Annotated in this window: 14 protein-coding genes; 4 read left to right on the forward strand and 10 right to left on the reverse strand. The window is 71.6% G+C overall.

The annotated features are described in order from the left end of the window. Positions 1-228 precede the first annotated feature (228 nt). Together ADL05_RS15075 and ADL05_RS15080 are read right to left on the reverse strand one after the other, a co-directional pair. Positions 229-1365, reverse strand: a complete 1137-nt coding sequence (locus tag ADL05_RS15075; RefSeq protein WP_053617593.1) for a hypothetical protein — start codon at positions 1363-1365, stop codon at positions 229-231. 604 nt (positions 1366-1969) lie between these two features. Then, positions 1970-3826, reverse strand: a complete 1857-nt coding sequence (locus ADL05_RS15080; protein ID WP_053617594.1) for a DNA/RNA non-specific endonuclease — start codon at positions 3824-3826, stop codon at positions 1970-1972. A 428-nt stretch (positions 3827-4254) separates the two neighbouring features. On the opposite strand from ADL05_RS15080, the gene ADL05_RS15085 reads away from it, so the two are divergent. Further along, positions 4255-6381, forward strand: coding sequence for a hypothetical protein (locus ADL05_RS15085; protein WP_053617595.1), 2127 nt, complete (start codon positions 4255-4257; stop codon positions 6379-6381). Positions 6382-6414: 33 nt separating this feature from the next. Here the strand turns inward: ADL05_RS15085 and ADL05_RS15090 are convergent, their stop codons facing one another. Both ADL05_RS15090 and ADL05_RS15095 read right to left on the reverse strand, forming a co-directional pair. Further along, positions 6415-7104, reverse strand: coding sequence for a response regulator transcription factor (locus ADL05_RS15090; RefSeq protein WP_053617596.1), 690 nt, complete (start codon positions 7102-7104; stop codon positions 6415-6417). Then, entirely contained in the window at positions 7074-8456 is a 1383-nt protein-coding gene (locus ADL05_RS15095; RefSeq protein WP_053617597.1) for a sensor histidine kinase, read from the reverse strand. Before ADL05_RS15095 ends, ADL05_RS15090 begins: the two co-directional genes overlap by 31 nt. Before the next feature lie 281 nt (positions 8457-8737). Here ADL05_RS15095 and purB point away from each other — a divergent pair, with 281 nt between their 5' ends. Then, positions 8738-10168 carry an adenylosuccinate lyase gene (gene purB, locus ADL05_RS15100; RefSeq protein ID WP_053617598.1) on the forward strand — a complete coding sequence of 477 codons (1431 nt, stop codon included), beginning with the start codon at positions 8738-8740 and terminating at the stop codon, positions 10166-10168. A gap of 147 nt (positions 10169-10315) precedes the next feature. Here the strand turns inward: purB and ADL05_RS15105 are convergent, their stop codons facing one another. After that, positions 10316-11524 carry a S8 family serine peptidase gene (locus ADL05_RS15105; RefSeq protein WP_053617599.1) on the reverse strand — a complete coding sequence of 403 codons (1209 nt, stop codon included), beginning with the start codon at positions 11522-11524 and terminating at the stop codon, positions 10316-10318. Between the two features lie 218 nt (positions 11525-11742). Here ADL05_RS15105 and ADL05_RS15110 point away from each other — a divergent pair, with 218 nt between their 5' ends. Continuing rightward, positions 11743-11928: a hypothetical protein gene (locus tag ADL05_RS15110; RefSeq protein ID WP_053617600.1), complete on the forward strand. Its 186-nt coding sequence runs from the start codon at positions 11743-11745 to the stop codon at positions 11926-11928. 227 nt (positions 11929-12155) lie between these two features. On the opposite strand, the gene ADL05_RS15115 is transcribed toward ADL05_RS15110, so the two are convergent. Next, complete coding sequence (locus ADL05_RS15115; protein WP_053617601.1) at positions 12156-13118, reverse strand: threonine/serine dehydratase; 963 nt, start codon at positions 13116-13118, stop codon at positions 12156-12158. Positions 13119-13167: 49 nt separating this feature from the next. On the opposite strand from ADL05_RS15115, the gene ADL05_RS15120 reads away from it, so the two are divergent. Next, the gene (locus tag ADL05_RS15120) at positions 13168-13761 is read left to right on the forward strand and encodes a flavin reductase family protein (RefSeq protein WP_053617602.1); all 594 of its coding nucleotides are present in this window, start codon (positions 13168-13170) and stop codon (positions 13759-13761) included. A 109-nt stretch (positions 13762-13870) separates the two neighbouring features. On the opposite strand, the gene ADL05_RS15125 is transcribed toward ADL05_RS15120, so the two are convergent. From ADL05_RS15125 to ADL05_RS15140, 4 genes are all read right to left on the reverse strand, one after another. After that, positions 13871-14944 (reverse strand): lytic polysaccharide monooxygenase, encoded by a 1074-nt coding sequence (locus ADL05_RS15125; protein WP_053617603.1) that lies wholly within the window; start codon positions 14942-14944, stop codon positions 13871-13873. A gap of 71 nt (positions 14945-15015) precedes the next feature. After that, positions 15016-16383 (reverse strand): cellulase family glycosylhydrolase, encoded by a 1368-nt coding sequence (locus ADL05_RS15130; protein ID WP_053617604.1) that lies wholly within the window; start codon positions 16381-16383, stop codon positions 15016-15018. Positions 16384-16736: 353 nt separating this feature from the next. Further along, positions 16737-18173: an endo-1,4-beta-xylanase gene (locus tag ADL05_RS15135; protein WP_053617605.1), complete on the reverse strand. Its 1437-nt coding sequence runs from the start codon at positions 18171-18173 to the stop codon at positions 16737-16739. A 106-nt stretch (positions 18174-18279) separates the two neighbouring features. Then, on the reverse strand, positions 18280-20787 hold the full coding sequence (locus ADL05_RS15140; RefSeq protein WP_156365854.1) for a glycoside hydrolase family 48 protein: 2508 nt from the start codon (positions 20785-20787) through the stop codon (positions 18280-18282). Between the last annotated feature and the right edge of the window lie 133 nt (positions 20788-20920).

A 20920-nucleotide genomic window follows, 5' to 3' on the forward strand; every position in this document is an offset into this window, starting at 1 on the left:
CGGCCGTGCACCGAACACCGCGGTGAACACCCTGACCACCCATGGACGCTGCGCCAGGTGAGCGGGCACAGGATGCGCCCCGTCCCACGGGCGGGCCGACCACCGTCCCACAGGCGGGCCGACCACGGCACGCCGTCAACGTGCTCCTGCCGCCGCGCCCGCACCGGGATCCCCTGGCGTGCGCCGCCCCGCCACAGCCCGGCGGAGAGGCGCACGCGCCTCCCTACTTCACAGCGATGCCTCGACGTCGTGCAGCGCGTCCAGCACCGGCCGGAGCACGGTGAGGTTCTCGCGCGGCAGTCGGATGGACGTCTCCATGGGTACGTCCGCCGCCTCGCCGGGCAGGTCGGCGGCGGACTGCTCCGTGTCCGCGGCCGGGACGGTGACCCAGCGGACCGCCGCACCGTCACGTACGGTGACGACCGCGACCAGGGAGTCCGGCGGCAGGTCCCCGGCGGAGTGCTCGGGCGGCTCGTCGTCGAGCAGTCCCACCCGCTCGGCGGCGGCGAACACCCGGGCGGCCGTGTCCTGGTCGACCCGTCCGGTGGCCTCGGATTCGGGTTCGTCGCTGAAGTCGTCGAGCAGATGGCGGTGGACCGCACCGGAACCGGTGACCGCGACCCGGTACACGTAGCGTTCGCCGGGAGCGCCACCGCTCACCTCGAAGGAGACCTCGTTCCGGTCGGGGTCGGCGACCCCTGCCCGAGCGCCGATCCCCCGCAGGCGCCCCAGGGACTCGGCCCGCTCTGACGGTTCCAGCCGGTCGATCGAGCGCACCTCGCCCCCCTCGCCTTCCCCTGCCCCGGGGCCCTCCCCCGGTGCCGCGGCCGGCGTGTGGCCGCAGTGCAGGGCGGTGATCCTGTCGTAGAGCCGGGCGACCGTCTCGGAGTTGTCGTCCATCACCGTCCCGGTGTTGACCGGAGTGCGCGACGGGCACGCCGCGGTCACGTACTCGTCCGGGTGGCCGAGCATGTGCCCGAACTCGTGGGAGGCGACGTCGCCTGTGTCACTCGTGTCCCACGTGGTCACGTTGGACCGCTCAGGACCGGTCCGCACCCGGACCACGTGATGGGCGCCGCTGTTCACCCACTGCACGTCGAAAGTGATGCGCTTGCGCTGTCCGTTTCCGGTGCAGTCGAAGCGGTCCGACCACTTGCCGATGATTCCGTCGCGCCAGGCCGTCCGCAGGTTGTCCATCGTGCTCGCGGCGATTCCCGCGTCCGGAGCGAGCTGGATCCGCACGACGACGTGCGTGTCGGCCTGGTCATAGGCCGCGCGCCAGCCGAACCCGCACTCCCGCACGTCGAAAGCGACCTCCGAACCGATCCGGAAGGGACCGGACCAGGTCCAGGGAGGACCATCCATACGCCAGAAGAAATCGAGATTCCCCGCCTCATCGACCGCCAGGACCTCCAGATTTCCCGCACTACCGTAATTCGACTGGATCAGACTGGCCGCGGCGTAGCGCGCACCGCCAACGAAGCGACCAGGCGCACTCCAGGCCATACCCGCGTCGTTGTCCCGCCACAGATGCACCAAACCGCCATCCCGATGCGGCACGACGACCTCGAAGTTCCCCTTGTCCCCATGACTCCCCTGAACCAGCGACGGACCACCGCGCACCCCGCCGGCGACATGAAAAGGACCCGACCAGGTCCAGGGAGGACCATCCATACGCCAGAAGAAATCGAGATTCCCCGCCTCATCGACCGCCAGGACCTCCAGATTTCCCGCACTACCATAATTCGACTGGATCAGCGTCGAGGCCGTGTACCGACTCCGCCCACCGAAACACGTGGGCCCGTGCCAGGTCATGCCCGCGTCGTTGTCGCGCCACAGGTGGACCAGGCCGCCGCCATGCGAGGACGGGATCACCGCCTCGAAGTTGCCCCTGGTTCCGTGTCGTCCCTGTATGAGGAAATCGCTCATCGTCGCCGCACCCCCGCCTCTCGTCGCCGCATCGAACCGGTCAGCTCCACTGGATCTCGGACAGGCTCCCCAACGCCTCCCGCTCCCCCAACGCCTCGGACACCACCAGCGTCTCCGCCCCGCGCAGCACGGCCGGGAATCGCAGATGCGTGCGCTCCTCGATCTCGCCCAGCATCACCTGGAACACGTGGAACTCCTCGAGCTCCAAAGCCTCGATCTGGTCGAGGTTCTGGGTCAGCAGGAACGCCGTGCTCCTGAGTTCGCCCTGGTCGGCGAAGACGATGACCTTCCAGTACTCGCGCGGGATCCGCACGCCCCGGTACGGGCGGTCGTCGTCCTGGAAGACCGGCCCGCCGAAGACGCTCACCCGCAGGTCGTCGACGTCCACGTCGGCGAACACCGCGTCCTCCAGCCGTCCCCACAGCCCTCCCTTGGCGCTCTGGTTGAAGTCCTCGACCTGCGGCACGATGTTCGTGTAGGAGAACGAGTCCACGTTCGCCTTCTCGGCCTCGGCCGGACCGTCCCAGAGCAGGTCGGCACGGCGGGCGATGTGCCCCCGGTCCAGCCGGTTGGCCTTGTACACCTCGTTGCCGACCTGGACGCCGTCCGGGAGCCGCACGTCCTTGACGAAGGGGATACCTCTACGGCTGAGCCGCTTGAGCGAGCCGCCGTCGATGTTCCAGGCCACCCACCGGGCGAAGCGACGCGAGGTGCTCAACGCCAGCGAGAAGTGGGTGTAGGGGATGACCTCCGACCCGTCCAGCCGGACCGCGTCGCCCGCGATGACCGGAGTCAGCACCGGGGTGTCCACCCGCCGACTCAGGAAGCGGGGGTCGTAGCCCGCCAGGACCTGTGCCTCTTCGGGTGCGGGCGGTCGCAGGTCGATCTGCAGCTTCTCGAAGACCGAGCTCGACAGGCAGGCCAACGCGTGCTCGTCCGGGTTGCCCGTGCCCTCGCCGCCGAAGTGCAGGCCCGCCAGGACCGTGCCCGGCCGGCCGTCGGATGCCGTGAACATCCACACAGCGCCGGAGTCGCCGCCGCGACTGACTTCGCCGTCCTGGGGCGGGTGCTCCGGGTCCACGCCGATCTCGAAGCAGCCGATGATCTGCTCCCCCGCGCTCCCGCCGTAGTCGAGCTTGACGAGGGTGTCGATCCGCCGGACCACGCCGTGCGTGACGGCGGTGGTGCGGCCGCTCTTGACGACCTTGTCCCCGAGCTCGGGTTCGCCCAGCTCCTGGGGGGCGACGTCGAGCTCGGTGATCTGCGGCGAGAACCGGCGGTCCTCGATCGTGGCCACCGCGCAGTCGCCCGCCACTCCCAGGTGGGAGCGCTTCAGTGCGCCCAGGCGGTTGTGGCCGGTGCGGTTGTCATCGTGGGGGCCAGGCTGGACGACGTCCTCGCCCAGGTCGCCATCGGACCCGTGCAGGACGTGCCAGTTGCTCAGGATGTAGGGCGTGGCGTCGTGCCGGTCGAAGACGATACAGCCGATCGTGCCCGCCGAGACGCTGACGTGCCCGACGCTCACACCCGGCACGATGGGGTCGAGCCGGTTCTTGCGGACCGGGCTGCGCGCCTCGGCCACGATCCGGAACTGCGGTGCGTAGCTGCGTTCGATCACGTCTGTGGGCACCTCGACGCCGTCCACCACGACCGACTCGGGCAGCATCGTTGTTCCCAGAGCCTCCAGCGCTTCGGGTTGGACCTTGGTGTCGACGGTGAACTGGAGTGCGATCTCCCCCTCCTGCCGGCCGTCCTTCTCCTTGTAGCCGATGCCGACCGAGGAGACGTTGGGGTCCCTCAGAAAGTCCGCCCCGCGGGTGCGGACGAACGTCCGCAAGGAGGCGATGAGGTCGCTCTGCTCCGGTTCCCCGGGCCGGTTCGGGTTCTCGGTGGCCATGGAGATCTTCCCCTCGCGGAACCGGTGTCGCAGGATGGGCGGTCACGGAAAGCGGAAGGGGCGGGCTCGGACGCGCTTGTGACGGGCCGTCGGCCTGCCCGCTTTCTTCGTTCTGGACGCGCGGTGACCTGCGCCGAGACGTTCCCGTCGGTCCCACTGGATAACCACCCCCCACTGTGAAGATGTCGGCAATGATCGCCGCCATGGCGTCCCGCTCCCAGCGCGCACGAAATCGCCTGAGTCCGCCCTCCCATTCATCGTGTTCGTCAAGAACGCATATGATGCGGCAAACCGCTTGAGTGTTTCTGCGGTGGTCACTACGCTGGAATACGTGACGGGTGCGGCCCGCCCGCTTCTCATGATCTGAGGGTCAGCATCGGTTTTGCGCTTCCATGGTCCTGGGATCCACAGGCGGCCTGGGGGGACATATGGAAACCGTCCTTATCGTCGCCGCTCTGCTCAGTATTCTGATTCCGCTCGTCTCCTGGGCTGTTATTCCGGAGATCTTCCACGACACCGACGGGAAGAGTGTCCTCACCCTGGCCATCGCGTCGGTGTGGGCAGTGGCGTGTGTCCTCGTGTTACTGACGGCTTCCGCGACCGGTGTATGGGCCGGCCGTTTTCTCGTCGGCGGGCTACTCGTGGCGGCGTTTCTCCTCCTGTGGGCGGTGGCACGGATCTTCGGTCGGCGCTGGCTGCGGATCTGCGCTCTCTTCATGGCCGCCGTGGGTGGCGCGTGGGCGTTGTGGCCGTCCTGGCCCAGAGGTGAGCCCACATGGCTCGATGGAGCACCCGAGGGGGGTTGGGCCGCCGCCGCGCTGATCGCTCTCGCGGTGGGCTACCTGTGGCTGGAGCGCATCACGGTGAAAGAGCCGCAGGTCCATGTCGCCGAACCGGCCGCCGAGGACAACGAAGCGACCACGTCGGTACTCAACGAACTGCGACTGCGGCTTCCGGCGATCGAGGTGGTCGCGCCCGCGTGGAAGCCGGGAGGAGAGCCGGGCGAGGCCGTCGCGAGCATCGTCGAGAGCAGTGACATCACGGGCAACAAGCTGGTCTCGGCCCTGACCAGACTGTTCTCCCGGCTCGTGCGGATACCGTCCTACACGGTGCGTGTCCGGGCGCACGAGAACGCCGCGTCCGCCCCGGACGGGGGCGCACCGGCACCGGGCGGCGATCGTCTGGTGTCGGTCACCGTCGACGTGTACGAGAACATCACCGGGAAGAGCGAGCACCAGATCACGCTGCCGCCCCTTCGACTGGACTCGGCCGCCACGCGGGCAGCGGGTTTCGTCGCCTCCCGGATCTTCCTGAGCGATCCGTCGACCCGCGAGTGGGCCAGGGCGAGGTTCGACGGCGAGGATCTGTCCGCCTACCTCACCGTGAAGTCGCCCTTCACGTGCTGGGGGAGCTGGGGTAGCGGAGACCGCGACTACGCCCACGACTACGATCCCAACCGCGAGGAACGCCGCAGGTGTATCGAGCGCCTGGAGAGAGTCGCCGATTCCCGGCGCATCGCGGGTGTGGTCCGCTACGAACTGGCGTCCAGGTACGAGCTCGAGGGAGAACACGTCAAGGCGTTGCGCATGCACGTCCTCAACCGCGCCCAGTTCCGGCTGGATCCGTTCGAACGGAGCCGGTACCGGATGGTGGTCCTCCTCAAGATGATCGCGAACCACGATTTCGCGAACGTGTGGGCGAGGTCGACCGAGGCGGATCGCCACGACATCTTCCGCGCCCTCAGACGAGCCGGGATCTATCCGCGTGCGGAGACCTTCCCCGCGCTCATGTCGGACTCCGCTCTCACGCCCCTCACCGAAGAGGAGTTCGTCGCCGACCCCGAGCGGTCCGGAGACGCCGTGCGTCGGGTGCGGCTGGTCCTGCTGCACGTCGCGAGGACGGAGGCCCATGAGATCGGGAAACGCCACTCCTGGCCACGACTGGCGTACGAGGACCTGCTCAACAAGGGGAGGAGCCGGCATCGGACACTCAATGTCAGGAATGACCATGACGAAAAGCTCATGGCGAGATACCGGATCGGGAAACGAAGCATCGAGACGCTGAAGGAGAGCATAGACGCGAGCATCAGCATGGCGGTCGGCCGTGTTCCGGACGCGCGCCGATCCGCGTCCACGAAACTCTGGAAGAAACTGCCGCCGCGGGGAAACGAGCTGTACAACCAAGCGTGCCTGTGCGCCGTACGGGAAGTCGAGCCGTTCCACGACAGCGGTGTCACCATCGCCGGGGACAGGCGGGCCGCGGTCTCCAGGGCGGTGGACGTCATGCGCGAGGCCCTGCATCCCTCAGTGTGCGAACACTATCGCCCTTCCGAGCTCCTGATAGTCGACCCTGATCTGCGTTGCCTCCGTGGCAGTTCCGCGTTCGACGAGCTCGTCGAGGAACAGCTCCGCCGGGACTGGGGACCCGCCAAACCGGACACCTGCCCCGAGCCCGGCGACCGGCTCCTGGACGACTGGGTGCTCCAGCGCATACACCGCGCGTGGTCCGACGACGGTGGACGGCCGGGGTCCCCGCCGTGGAGTAGTCCGCGCTGATCGCCGCCGACCTCCGAGGCCCCGGCAGCACCCTCAACGGGCCCGGCTTCCCCGCAGGTAGGCGAGCACCGCCTGCACCCGGCGGTGCACGCCGTCGTCGGGCGGCAGGTCCAGCTTGGCCAGGATGTTGCCCACGTGCTTGCCCACGGCGGCGTCGCTGACCACCAGCTGCCGGGCGATCGCGCCGTTGGAGTGGCCCTCGGCCATCAGCCCCAGCACCTCGCGCTCGCGCGGGGTGAGCCGCTCCAGCGGGTCGGCGCTGCGGCGCAACAGCTGGCGGACCACCTCGGGATCCACGATCGTGGCGCCCTCCACCACCTGGCGCAGTGTGGAGGCGAACTCGCGCACGTCGCCGACCCGCTGCTTGAGCAGGTAGCCCACGCCGCGCCCGTCCCCCGTGTCGAGGAGGTCGGACGCGTAGCTGAGCTCCACGTACTGGCTCAGGGCCACCACCGCCAGGCCGGGACGGTCCCGCCGGAGCCGCACGGCGGCGCGCAGTCCCTCGTCGGTGAAGCCGGGAGGCATCCGGATGTCGGTGACCACCAGCCCGGGGTCGTGCTCGGCGACCGCCCCGACCAGCGCCTCGCCGTCACCGACCGAGGCGACGACGGGGAAGCCGAACCGTTCGAGCACCCCGATCAGACCCTCCCGGAGCAGCACACCGTCCTCCGCGAGCACGGTCGGCACGGGGGTCAGCCCTGCATCGGCGGGATCGGTCCACACGGCAGCTCCACTCGGATTCGGGTCGGCCCGCCCTCGGGGCTGGACAGCTCCATTGTGCCGCCCATGACGGCGACCCTGTCCTTCAGACCGGTGAGCCCGGACCCCTTGGCGGGGTCGGCGCCGCCCGCACCGTAGTCGGTGACCTCCACGTGCAGGGTCTCCCCCGACTCCGACCGGACCGTGTCGGCGTGCACGGTCACGGCGTTGGCCTCGGTGTGCTTGTAGACGTTGGTGAGCGCCTCGGCGACGACGAAGTAGGCCGTCCCCTCCACGTGGGCGGGCAACCGGCCCGCGATCTCCGTGTCCACCCGGGTGGGCACCGGGCAGTGGTCGGCGAGTTCGGCCAGCGCGGCGGGCAGGCCCCGGTCCGTGAGCACCCGGGGGTGGATCCCGCGCACGAGTTGGCGCAGCTCCTCGATGAGGTCGTTGGCCTTGGCCTGGGCGGCGGCCACCCGCCGGTCCGCCTCGCCGTCCTCCTCCAGTTCCAGCCGGGCCAGGCCCAGGTCCATCGACAGCGCGACCAGCCGTTGCTGCGCGCCGTCGTGCAGGTCGCGTTCGATGCGGCCGCGCTCGTACTCGAAGGCGCTGACCAGGCGGGCGCGCGACTCGGTGACCTCGCTGAGCTCGGCGCGCAGCTCCTCCTTGGGCGGGCCGACCAGCAGGGCTCTGGCGACCAGCGCGTGCCCCTGCGCGAGGATCCCGGCGGCGTAGAGCAGCACGACCAGGACCAGCGGGCTGAGCAGCGCCAGGGGAAGGGCCTGCTCCACCGTGGTGGCGGTGTAGAACCCGAAGGAGACGGCCGCCTCGGAGGTGTCCTCGACCAGCAGCGGCGCCAGCGCCATCACCGCTCCCAGGACGGCGGTCCCGGTCAGGACGTTCACCATGAGGAGGCCGATCGGCATGAGCAGGAAGAGGTAGGCGACCTCGCGCCAGGTGGCGCTCTCGGTGTAGCGGGTGCGGACCCACCCCCACAGGCCGGGCGGCGGCGTCCGGTGGCCGCTGGTGAACGGTCCCACGGAGACCAGGGAGAGGCGGCGGCGTTCCAGCGCGCCCAGGGGCAGGGCGATCAGCGGGGAGACGCCCGCGACCATGGCCAGCCCGACGAGGAAGCCCGCGGTGGCCGGGGCGCCGATCTCCACGGTGTCCCACGGGGCACTGGCCAGCTTGCCCAGGACCAGCGCCCAGGGCAGGTACACGGGTGCGGCCACCATGATGACGGCCAGGCTGATGGCGCCGGTGGCGACGCAGTGCGACAGGGCCCGCCAGGGCCAGGGGGTGAGGAGGAAGCGCGGTCGCGCCAGGGCCTGGGCGAGGGTCGCCGGCCGAACCGGGGCGGCGTCGGTGGTGGTCATGCTCCAACGCTAGGCAGGGCGGGCGGCGCGCGGAATCGGCCGTACCCGAGGATCCGGGGTGGGGAGGGCCCTACCCCGGCGGCTCCGCAACTCCTCCACACGCGTCCCCGGACGACGACGGGAGTCCTCAGGGGGCCCGCCGCCGACGCCGGGGCCCCGGGGCTCCGCCCGCCCCTCGCACGGGCCCCGGGCGCCCCCCTGGGACCAAGCTCCCGGGCGGCTCCTCCGCTCACCGGGTCCGCGCGCGGATGTTCCTGCTCACCGCTATAGGGTGGTGCGACGTGAGTGCGAAACCGCTGATCCCCGATGTCCTGGCAGCCCGCTACGCGTCCGCGGAGCTGACCCGCCTGTGGTCCCCCGAGTACAAGGTGGTCGCCGAGCGGCGGCTGTGGCTGGCCGTACTGCGTGCCCAGGCGCGTCTGGGCGTGGACGTGCCCGCCGGTGTGCTGGAGGACTACGAGAAGGTCCTGGACCAGGTCGACCTGGCCTCCATCGCCGAGCGCGAGAAGGTCACCCGCCACGACGTCAAGGCCCGTATCGAGGAGTTCAACGCCCTCGCCGGGCACGAGCACGTCCACAAGGGCATGACCTCGCGCGACCTGACGGAGAACGTCGAACAGCTCCAGGTGCGCGACAGCCTGCTGCTGGTGCGCGACCGCGTGACCGCTCTGCTGGCCCGTCTGGGCCGGCTCTCCGCCGAGTACGGCGAGACGGTCATGGCGGGGCGCTCGCACAACGTGGCCGCGCAGGCCACCACGCTCGGCAAGCGGTTCGCCTCGATCGCCGACGAGGTGCTGGTCGCCCACGGCCGGCTGGAGGAGCTCATCGCCCGGTACCCGCTGCGCGGGATCAAGGGCCCGGTGGGCACCGCCCAGGACATGCTGGACCTGCTGGGCGGCGACCGCGACGCGCTGGCGTCGCTGGAGGACGAGGTCGCCGCGCACCTCGGGTTCGAGCACCGCTTCACCAGCGTGGGGCAGGTGTACCCGCGCTCGCTGGACTTCGAGGTGCTCACCGCGCTCGTGCAGCTGGCGGCGGGGCCGTCGTCGCTGGCCAAGACCATCCGTCTGATGGCCGGGCACGAGCTGGTGACCGAGGGGTTCGCGGAGGGCCAGGTCGGTTCGTCGGCGATGCCGCACAAGATGAACACGCGCTCGTGCGAGCGGGTGAACGGGCTGACCGTGATCCTGCGCGGGTACGCCTCGATGACCGGTGAGCTGGCGGGCGACCAGTGGAACGAGGGCGACGTGTCGTGCTCGGTCGTGCGCCGGGTGGCTCTGCCCGACGCGTTCTTCGCCTTCGACGGCCTCGTGGAGACGATGCTGACGGTGCTGGACGAGTTCGGCGCCTTCCCGGCGGTGATCTCGGCCGAGCTGGACCGCTACCTGCCGTTCCTGGCCACCACGAAGATGCTGATGGCGGCCGTGCGGGCGGGTGTGGGCCGCGAGACGGCGCACGAGCTGATCAAGGAGCACGCGGTGGGCTCGGCCCTGGCGATGCGCCAGGAGGGCACGGGCAACCGGCTGCTCGACCGGCTGGCCGAGGACGAGCGCTTCCCGCTGGACCGGACCGCGCTGGACGCCCTGCTGGCCGACCGGATCACCTTCACGGGCGCGGCCGCCGACCAGGTCGGGACGGTGGTGTCGCGGATCGAGGCGATCACCGCCCTGCGCCCGGAGGCCGCCGCCTACACCCCGGGTTCGATCCTGTAGCCCCGGGTCCCCGTTCGGTGCCGCATCCGCGGGACGCGGGGCCCGGGAGCGCGTCGTACGCGTTCCCGGGCCCCTTCCTGCGGACGGACGCCCGTCCTCCGCCAGGGCCCGACGCGAAGACCCGCGCCCTCGTCACGCGCGGGGCGGTCAGGGCGCGCGCACCACGCCCACTCCCCTGTCCGCGGTGTCCACGTCCGGGGCGATACCGCCGGTGTCGGCGTTGGCGATCAGCCGCGCGGTCACGGTGTCGGCCGTGTGCGGCACGGGCTCGGCCAGAACCCGCTCCCACCACAGCGCCGCCACGCCCGCCACGTGCGGGCAGGCCATGCTGGTCCCGTTCAGACTGACCAGTCCGCCACCGGTCCGCGCGGACAGGGTCCCCACGCCCGGCGCGCTGATCTGCGGGAACGTGTTGGAAAACGGGGCGATGACCAGCCCTTCGTCCCCCCGGGCCAGCGCCCCGACCGACACCACTCCCTCGGCGGCGGCCGGAAGGGAGACCGCGATCTCGTAGTCGGGGCTGACGTCCCGGCGGCTCTCGTTGCCCGCGGCCGCCACGACGATCGTGTCCCGGCCGAAGGCGGCGCGCGCCCGGAGCAGGTCCATGAGGGCGTCGAACAGCCGCAGGTTGGCGCGGTAGGCCTCCAGGGCGGAGGAGGTGGCCAGGTCGACGGGCCAGCCCTGCGCCACCAGGCGTTCCACCAGGCCGGGGAAGTCGTAGCCCAGCGACATCGACACCACGTGCGCGCCCTCGTCGGCCGCCCACTGGACACCCCTGACCAGCATGTCGGAGTCGCCGGAGCCCTGGTCGTCGAGGACCTTGGCGATGAGCCCGCGCGTGACACCCGGCGCGACGCCGATCCTGGTGCCCTCCACGTCGCGGCCGAAGACGGTCCCCGCGGTGTGGGTGCCGTGCCCCTGCCGGTCACCGTCGCCGTCGCCGGTGAAGTCGCGCTGGACGAGGTCCATGCCGGTGAAGGCGGGGTGGTCGGCGTCCACGCCGGTGTCCAGCACGGCCACGCTCACCCCCGCACCGGTGAACCGGGAGTCCAGGGCGCCCACCGCGGCGACGCCCCAGGTGTGGCCGTCCTCGGCGGCGGGGCCGGTCTCCCCGGCGAAGGCGACGGGGGCGATGAGACGCGTGGGCATGACGGGAGCCACCGCGCGGACCCGGGGGTCGTGCACGGCCTCCTCCAGGTCGTGCTTGTCCATGTCCACGACCTCGATGTGCGGCTCGGCGGCCAGGTCGGCGACCGGGGAGCGGCGCCGGACACCGCCCGGCAGGCGGGCGAGGTCGAAGGGACCCGTGGTGCTAGGGGCACCCAGGTCGCGCAGGACGGAGCACTTCTGTCGCATGGCGACTCCTGATCATCGGACGGGACGAACCGGCACCGGCGCCGATCCGTTCCCCTGGAGTACACCTGCCCACGACCCGGCACCAGTAGCCCCAGCGCCACAGCTTGATAACCGTGCGTGTCTATGACGCAGCTCACGAGCACGAACAGTCGTAGCGAAAGTGAACACCGATTACGGTGGTGGGGACCGGAGCATCCACCCCGACCCCCGGAGCCACCATGGTCGACCCCTCCGCCTTCGGCACCGCCCTGTGGACGGTCGCCATCATCGCCGCGTTCACCGTCGCCCTCGGCCTGGCCGCGCTCTCCGACATGGCCATGCGCCGCCGCGAGGACCGCGCGGCACGCGGCGACCGGCCCGCCGCGGACCCCCACGGCCCCCGCCACCCGCACGGCACGTCCTAGGAACCCGCTCCAGGAGACCCTCCGGGACCGTCCGGGGCGCGGCCCCATGAGTCGCCCTGGGAATCCGATCGTGGGGCTGCCCTGGGAGTCCGATCCTGAGACCTCCCTGGGCATCCGCTCCAGCGCCCTCCACGGACCTCCCTGGGACCGTCCGGGGCGCGGCCCCGGATCCCCGTTCCATGGGCCGCCGCGGGGGCTCCGCCCCAGGAGCCGCCTGGGGAACCGCTCTAGGGACCCGCCACCAGGCGGGCGAACCGTTCCGGGTCGAGGTTGCCGCCCGAGACCACCGCGACCGTCGCCTCCGCTCGGCCGGGGACGGTCGGCACCCGGCCCGCGAGCAGGGCGGCGGTGGCCAGGGCCCCGCTGGGCTCGGCCACGAGCCGTGCGCCGTGGGCGAGCGCGGCCAAGGCGTGCGCGATCTCCTCCTCGGTCACGGTCACGATGTCGTCCAGGCGTGCCGACAGGTGCGCGAACGTGCGCGGCGACAGACACACCCGCACCCCGTCGGCCATGGTGCGGTAGGTCCGTTCGGGCGGCCAGGACACCAGCCGCCCGGATCGCAGGCTCTCCGCCGCGTCGGCGGCCAGTTCGGGCTCGACCCCCACCACGCGCACGCCACCGGAGTGGACGGCCGAGACCGCCGTGGCCACGCCGGAGGCCAGCCCTCCCCCGCCCACCGGCACGACGACCGTGGTGACCTCGGGCGACTGCTCCAGGATCTCCAGCCCGACCGTCCCCTGCCCGGCGATCACGCGGTCGTCGTCGAAGGGCGGCACCAGCGCCAGGCCCTCGTCCCGTTCCAGCGCCCCGGCCACGGCCTCGCGTTCGGCGGGCGGCGCCATGACCACGCGGGCGTCCCAGGCCCGCATCCGGTCCACCTTCACCTTGGGCGCGCCCTCGGGGACCACGACGGTGCACGGCACGCCCTGGGCGCGCGCGGCGTAGGCCAGGGCCTGGCCGTGGTTGCCGGAGGAGTGGGTGACCACTCCCCTGCGCCGCTGTTCGGGGTCGAGCAGCGCCACCGCGTTGGCGGCGCCGCGCAGTTTGAACGCGCCGGTGGGCTGCAGGCTCTCGGGCTTGAGCAGGAAGGGCGGGCCTCCGGCCGGTCCCGCGGTGAGGGGGGTGCGCACGACCGTCCCCTCGATCCGGGCGGCGGCGGAGCGGACGTCGTCGACAGTGACCAGTTCCATGGCGCGAGTATGCCCCCGGCCCGGGACCGCACACGGGACAATGGAACCGATGCGTACTGAACGGACTCCCGACGACCTGCCCGGCCGCGCCTTCTACCGGCTGCTGACGGCCGTGGTGGTGCCGCGCCCGATCGCGTGGGTCTCCACCACCTCCGCCGCGGGCGTGGACAACCTCGCACCGCACTCCTTCTTCACCATCGCCTGCACCGAGCCGCCGATCGTGCAGTTCACCTCGGTCGGGCGCAAGGACTCCCTGCGCAACGCCGAGGAGACCGGTGAGTTCGTGGTGAACCTGGCGTCCGAACCGCTCCAGGAGCAGATCAACGCGACCGGAACGCCCTTCCCGCCGGAGGTCGGCGAGTTCGACCGGGTCGGCGTCGGGCGCGAGCCCAGCGCGGTCGTCAAGCCGCCGCGTGTGGCCGCCTCCCCGGTGGCGCTGGAGTGCGTCCTGCACTCGACGCTGTGCCTGGGCGACTCCACGGTCGTGTTCGGCCGGGTCGTGCACGTGGCCCTGGACGAGGACGTGCTGGTGGACGGGCATCCCGAGGTGACCCGGCTGCGCCCGCTGGCGCGGCTGGGCCGCAACGAGTGGTCGACCCTGGGCGAGGTCCGGGCCGTCGACCGTCTTCCGTACACCCCGTAGCCGCCGGAGCCGAGGGGCCCTGCCCCGAGCGGCCGCGAGGACACGGGACGGCGATCGCGCGGAGCCGGTCGGCCGACCGGCTCCGCGCGTCAACGCGGACCCTCGCGGGTCAGTCCTCCTGGCAGGCCACCCTGGGCAGGGTGTTCACGCCGTCGTGGGAGGCCACGAACCCGAAGGTGGTGGACTCCCCGGCGTCCAGCGCCGCGTTGTGGGACACGCTTCTCGCCTCGTGGTGCGCGCCGTGGTTGACGACGTCGGTGTTCCAGGCGCTCTGGATCTCCTGGCCGTTGGCGAACACCCAGTCGACCATCCAGCCGTCGATGTCCTCCTCGCCGGCGGTCACCTCGACCTCCGCCTGGAAGCCGTTCGACCACTCGCCGACCACGGAGTACTCCGCCCGGCAGTAGTCCTCGGGCGGTGCCGTGGGGTCGGGGCTCGGGGTCGGGTCCGGGCTGGGCGTGGGGTCGGGGCTCGGTGTGGGGTCCGGGGTCGGGTCGGGGTCGCCCGGGTCGTCGCCGAAGACCACGTCCGAGCAGTTGTAGAACGCCTCGGGGCTGTCCGAGCGCTCCCAGACGACGTAGACCACGTGCCGTCCCTCGCGGTCGGGCAGGCTGACGTCCCAGTAGTACTCGGCTCCCGCGTCGCCCTCGCTGCGCAGCGGCGGGTTGGTCGTCTCGTCGATGAGCTCCAGGTCGTCCCAGGCCAGGGGCGAGGTCGGGTCCCAGCCGTCCTCGGTGACGTAGGTGAAGAACGTCCCCGGGTGCGGCGCCCAGGCGTTGTGGCGGAACTCCGTGGTGGTGCCCGGCTCCAGCTGCGTGCTCGGCCAGTCGGTCCGTGCCGCGTTGAAGGCCGCGAAGTCCTCCGTGGGACCGCACAGCTCGCCGTCGGCCACCCGCTCGCGGTGGGCATCGCCGACGTCGCCGATGAGGTTGCCGAACCAGTTCCAGAACGCGTAGTCGCCGCCCTCGGCCAGGGCGTCGGCGCAGGCGTCGTTGGTGGGCTGCAGGGCACCGCCGCTGCTGCCGCCGGTCGCGTCCTGGAAGCAGGCGTAGGTGCGGCTGGCCGGGTAGGTGTAGGCGCCGTGGGCCTCGGCGGGCTCGGGGGCGACGGCGACGCCGTAGCCGATCGCCAGGCCGCCCAGGGCCACGGTCGTGACCAGTGCGTGGCTCTTCCTCGTTCTCATCGTCGTTCACTGCTCCATTCGGTGGGGGGTGGGTGGTCGCGCGGGGCACACGCCCCCGCGCGACCGGTGTGTCAGGCGGTGCAGTCGAGTTCGGGGACCCCGACCGCCCCCTCGTGGGATCCGGTGAAGCCGAAGCTGGTCGACTGCCCGGCCGCGAGGGTGCCGTTGTAGTCGACGTTGTCCGCGCTCACCCGGTCGCCGTCACCGGTGACCGAGGCGTTCCAGGCCTGGGTGACGCGCTCGCCGTCGGCGAAGGTCCAGGTGACCGTCCACGCGGTGATCGGGGCGGTCGCGGTGACGGTGACCTGTGCCTGGAAGCCGCCGGACCACTCGTGCTGGACCGCGTACTCGGCCTCGCAGTCGCCGTCCCCGGGCGGGTCGGTCGGGTCGGGGCTGGGCGTGGGGTCGGGGCTCGGCGACGGGTCCGGGTCGGTGCCGCCGTAGACGGGGGCCTCCTCGGCCGTCTCCGCGATCCCGTTCGGGCCGTGGAAGATCCGCTCGCCCCAGGGGGTGAGCCGGTCGGCGTCGAAGTCCTCCACCATGTCCAGGTACTCGACGCCGCCGCTGTTGCCGCTCCAGGACCAGCCGATGTAGCCCAGGCCCAGGCGCTCGGTGTGCGCCATGATGGCGTCCTCGTCGGGGTTGCCGTCACTGTGGTCGATGCCGAACTCGCCGACGATCAGGGGCAGGCCCGCGTCGGTGAAGGCCTCCAGGTAGTCGACGATCGTCGACTCCTGCTCGTAGACGCCGTACATGTGGATCGAGAACATCGTGTTGGCGTCGGGGTCGGCGTCGAACACCTGCTGGGCGTCGGCGCGCATGGTGTGCGACCAGTCCTGGCCCCAGTTGGGCGCGTCCGCGACCAGGGTGTGGTCGAAGCCCTCGTCGCGCAGGCGCTGGATCGCCGCGGAGGTGTCGGCGGCCCAGTCCTGGACGGTCGCCGCGTCGTTGCCGTAGGGCTCGTTGCCGATGTTGACGAGGACGTGGTCCTCCTCGCCCTCGACGGCGTCGCGCACCCGCAGCCAGTAGTCGACGGCCTGGTCGAGTGTGGCGGCCTCGGCCTCCTCTCCGTACCCAGTGGTGTCGTGCACCTCCAGGACGCAGATCAGGCGGTGGTCCTTGCAGTCGGCCACCACCGCGGCCACGTCGTCCACGCCGTTCTCGTTCCAGCGGTCGCCGCTGCTGAGCACCACCCGCACGGTGTTGGCGCCCAGGGACTTGATGTCGCCCAGCGACTGGGTCTCCTGCGGGTACCAGGTGTGGGCGTGGCTGACTCCGCGCATGACGAAGTCGTTTCCGGCCGCGTCGACCAGTCGGCCCTCACTGATCCGGAAGCCGGTGTCGGCCTGCGCGGGCAGCGCGTACGCCACGACGCCGGCCATGAGGGCCAGGACGGCCCCGAGGGCGACCAGCAGGCGCCGGGGGACGGATGTTCTCATCGGGTGATTCCTCCATGTGTCGGAGACAACGTTGTCGAAGGTGGTCCGGGGTGGCGCCGGGGACAGTGGCGGGAAGCTGTCCCCGGCGCCGGTCGGGAAGCCCGACCGACGGGTCCGGGGCGCTCGGTCGGGGCGGTGGTCAGAGGTGGCCGGGCGGAAGCGGTCGGTCCCGCGTCCGGGTCGACAGCGGTCGGTCTCGGTCAGTGGGTCCAGGGGCGGCAGCGGCGGGGTGGAAAGCGGGGTGGATCCAGGGCGGTGGGTCGGTAGCTATGGGTCGGGGCGGTGAGGTGGTCGGGGCGGGCCGGGCGCCGGGGGGTGGGACGCCCGGCCCGCGGAGGGCGCGGAGCGCGTCCTCACCCGGTCCGGCAGGCCTGGCCCTCCAGCTCGAACGCCTCGGGTGCTCCGGCCTGGCCGGTGTGCGTGATCTGCATCCCGAAGGACACCGATCCGCCCGGCGCGATGGTGTCGTTCCAGGCGGCGGGCGTGGCGGTGACCTCGCTGCCGTTCTGGTCGACCTGGGCGCTCCAGGCGCCGGTGACGCGCTCACCGGCGGGCTGGGTCCACGTCAGCGACCAGTCCGGGACGGGGGAGTCCCCGTCGTTGCGGACCGTGACGTCGATCACCGCGCCCTGGCCCCAGTGGGAGGTGACGGTGTAGGAGACCAGGCAGTCCTGCTCGCCCGGTTCCCCCGGATCGCCTGTGCCGGGTCCGGTGTCGCCGCCCAGGGCCTCGCTCACCGCCCAGTAGGCGGGCTTGGGTTCGTAGGCGTCGTCGATCGGCAGCGCGGCGCCCTGTCCCTCGAAGACGTCGGGCACCCAGGAGTGGGCGTCGGTGACACCCCACACGGACACGCCGGAGCAGCCGGGCACCGACAGACAGGCGTCCATGACCCGGGCGTAGTCGTCGGCCTGCCGGTCGAGCTTGTCCTGGGTGACGGGCAGGTCCATCCGGATGTCCAGCTCGGTGATGACCACCTCCAGCCCCAGGTCCGTGAAGCGCTCGATGTTCTCGCGCACGTCGCCGGGAACTTGGCCGACGATCAGGTGGCCCTGGATGCCGATGCCGTCCAGCGGGACGCCCTGGTCGAGGAGGGACTCGGCCAGGGCGTACATGCCGTCGCTCTTGGCGTTGATCCCCTCGATGTTGTAGTCGTTGACGAACAGCCGGGCGTCCGGGTCGACCTCCTCGGCAGTGGTGAGGGCCTGGGCGATGTAGTCCTCGCCCAGCGTCCGGTGGAAGACCGAGTCGCGGAAGGTGCCGTCCTCGTTGAAGGGCTCGTTGACCACGTCCCAGGTGGCGATCTCCCCGGCGTAGCGGCCCATGGTGGTCTCGATGTGGTCGGTGGTGATGTCGGTGAGCTCCGCCGCGGAGAAGCCGCCGTCCTCCACCCAGGAGGGCAGCTGGCTGTGCCAGACCAGGGTGTGGCCGTGCACCTCCTGGTCGTTGGACTGGGCGAACTCCATCACGCGGTCGGCGGCGGCGAAGGAGTACTGCCCCCGCTGGGGCTGGACCGACTCCCACTTGAGGGAGTTCTCGTGGGTGATGGTGTTGAACTCGGTGGCGGCGGTGTCGCGGTAGACCTGTTGGTCGAGCAGGTGCGCGGAGACGGCGGTGCCCATCCGCAGGCCGAGTCGGTCGGCCGGCTCGCGTAACCCGCTCTGCTGTGCCGTGGTGTCGGCGGCCTCCGCGGCCGGTGCCGCGTGGGCGGCCGTGACCGTCCCGGCCGCGAGCGCGCAGCCGAGTGCGACGGCCGCCAGCGCCCTGGCGCGTGTGCGTGTCCTGCCTGGCATGGGGGGTCCTCGTGGTGGTCGTGGTCGGCGTGGTCGGTGGGGGTGGGGCCGGACGCCGGGTGGGGTCGGCGTCCGGCCCCTTGGAGGCGGTTCGCGGTGTCGCGGGTCAGCCGGTAGAGCAGGCCCCGCCGTCCAGCTCGAACGCCTCCGGTGTGGCGGCCTGGCCTCCGTGGGTCAGCTGGAAGCCGAAGGAGGTCTGGCCCCCGGCGGCGATGGTGCTGTTCCAGCCGACGGGTGTGGCCGTGACCGTCCCGCCCGACTGCTCGACCTCGGCGTTCCAGGCTCCGGTGATCTCCTCACCCGAGGGCCGGGACCAGGTCAGGGCCCAGTCCTCGGCGTCGGCGTCGCCGGTGTTGCGCACGGTGACGTCCACGGTCGCGCCCTGGTTCCACTCGGAGGTGACGTCGTAGACGACCTCGCAGGAACCGTCCGGCTCGGGGTCCGGGCTGGGTGTGGGGTCCGGGCTGGGGCTGGGCGTGGGGTCGGGGCTGGGACTCGGGCTCGGGTCGGGGTCCGGGTCGGAGCCGCCGAAGAGCTCGCCGTGCGTGGCCAGGGCCGTGGCCACGTCGACCTGGGCCCAGAACCGGTGGTAGGTGAACTCCGGGGCCGGGCCGCCGTCCAGGTACTCCTGGACACGGGGCCAGTCGGAGTCGTCCTCGACGAAGGAGCGGATGGAGGCGAACGTGGAGTCGGAGTCGACCACGTCGCCGTTGGGCATCTGCCCGGTCCAGCCCTCGGGCACGTAGAGTCCGCCGTCGGGCGCGTCGAAGGGGTCGTCGAACCGCTCGTAGTCGGCCCGCACCTCCGGCACGGCCACGCCCAGGTCGTCCTGGTGCTCCAGCAGCGCGTCCAGCAGGCCCTCGGCGGTCTCCAGCGACGCCTCGTCGCCGGTGGCGTCCGCGTAGTGCATGAGGGTCTTGGCCAGGCCGGCGGCGATACCGACGTCCTGGTTGTGCGAGACGACATCGACGCTCAGGTCCGGGTTGCCGGTGGGCGTGCCGTCCCAGTCGTCGGGCGCGCCGCTCCACTCCATCTCGGCCGGGACGGCGAACTCCCCGTCGGGGCCGACCGTGGTGTTCTCGATCGCCCAGGGCACCCACGCGTCGAGGATGTCGCCGGCGCGCTCGTCGCCGGTGATGCGGTGGTACTCGGCCACGCGCTCGATGTCCCAGACCTGGAAGCCGAACCACTGGTTGGACGGCGGGTCGTGCCACACGGGCTTCTCGTCGTAGAACATGCCGTAGAAGGTCGGGGTGCCCGCGGGCGGCTCGGAGTAGTCGCCCTCCCAGCTGTTGGTCGCGCCGCCGGCGATACCGCCGTCGGAGGACTGCAGCCACTGCAGGAACTCCAGCTGCCGGTCGAGGCTGATGCCCCAGTCCTCGGCGCCGGTCGCCGACTCCGGCCGCAGGGCGTCGACCTCCGAGAGCGCGTAGGCGGCCATCACGTTCTGGTAGCCCTGGTGGGCGGCCGAGCCGCCGATCCGCCAGGCCCAGGGGTACTCGGCGCTCTCCAGAGCGCCGCCCCAGGAGTAGTACCAGGCCATGAGGTAGTGCGCCGACTCCTTGCCCGATCCGGGAGAGCAGGAGGCGGGGTCGACGCAGTCGCCGATCTCCTTGAAGTACTTGTCGAACATCGCGTAGCGCAGGTAGTCGCCCATCATCGAGGCGTCGGAGACGCTGTCGGCGATGGCGGAGGCGTTGCCCTGCTCGGCGGCCCACTCGTGCGCGAGGTAGGCGACCTGGACGGCGCGGGCGTCGGCGTCGGGCGCGTTGGTGTAGCGCCACTGCTCGGAGTAGGACTGGTCCTCCACGAACAGGTCGAGGAACCCGTTCTCGCCGCCGTGCTCGAAGGTCTCGCAGGAGGGGTGGGGGACGGTCTCCCAGACCGACTCGTTGGAGCCGCGCTGGAAGGTGTTGATGTAGGCGGGGGCGTCGTCGCTGCCGTCGCCGCAGAAGCCGTAGCCGTAGATGTTGTCCACGTCCAGCAGCCAGTGCATCCCGTAGATCTCGTCGGTGCCGTAGGTGCTGCTCAGCTCGTCGGCGAGGGGGTCCTGGCCGGGCTGCACCTCGGGGGTGATCGGCATCGGGTAGTCGGCGGGCGAGAGCGACTCGGGGATGTAGGAGGCCGGGGCGGAGGGGTCGTAGGAGCCGTTGGTGGGCTGGTCGGCGGTGGCCGGGATGATGAAGGCCTCCATCGACGCCCACGCGTCGTTGAAGGGCTGCCAGTCGCCGGAGACGCGGCCGTAGGTGGCCTCCAGCCAGAGGTAGTAGCTGTAGGCCTCGGAGGTCGTGGCGTGCCCGGTGTCGGGCGCCTCCACGATGAGCTTCTCCACCGAGTGGTAGGGGACGAGGAGCCCGTCGAACTCGCGGAAGTAGCCGCTGGCGGGGTCCTTGATGGTGTCGTACTGCTCCAGGAAGGCCGACTCGTACTGCGTGAGCTCGGGATTCTCGCTCTGGACCCTCTCGGCGACCGGTGTGTACTCGTAGTCCGACGTGGGGGCCGGTTCGGCCTGGACCGACACGGCGGTGAGCAGGGCGGCCACGAGGGCGGTGCCCAGGGCTGCTGGGATGGGCCATCGCCGTCGGGGGCGGGGCCGGGGTACGTGTGTGGTCACTGCGCATCCTCCTCGGAGGGTGCTCGTCCCCCGGATGCCGCGGGGCGGGGCGCGGGCCCCGGCCGCGGTGCGGCCGGGGTGGAGGGCGCCTCGGCGTGGGCAGCGGGGCCGAGACCTTGGGGGGTGTGGGGGG

It is taken from the genome of Nocardiopsis sp. NRRL B-16309 (assembly GCF_001279585.1).
In the GTDB taxonomy this organism is placed as follows: Bacteria; Actinomycetota; Actinomycetes; order Streptosporangiales; family Streptosporangiaceae; genus Nocardiopsis.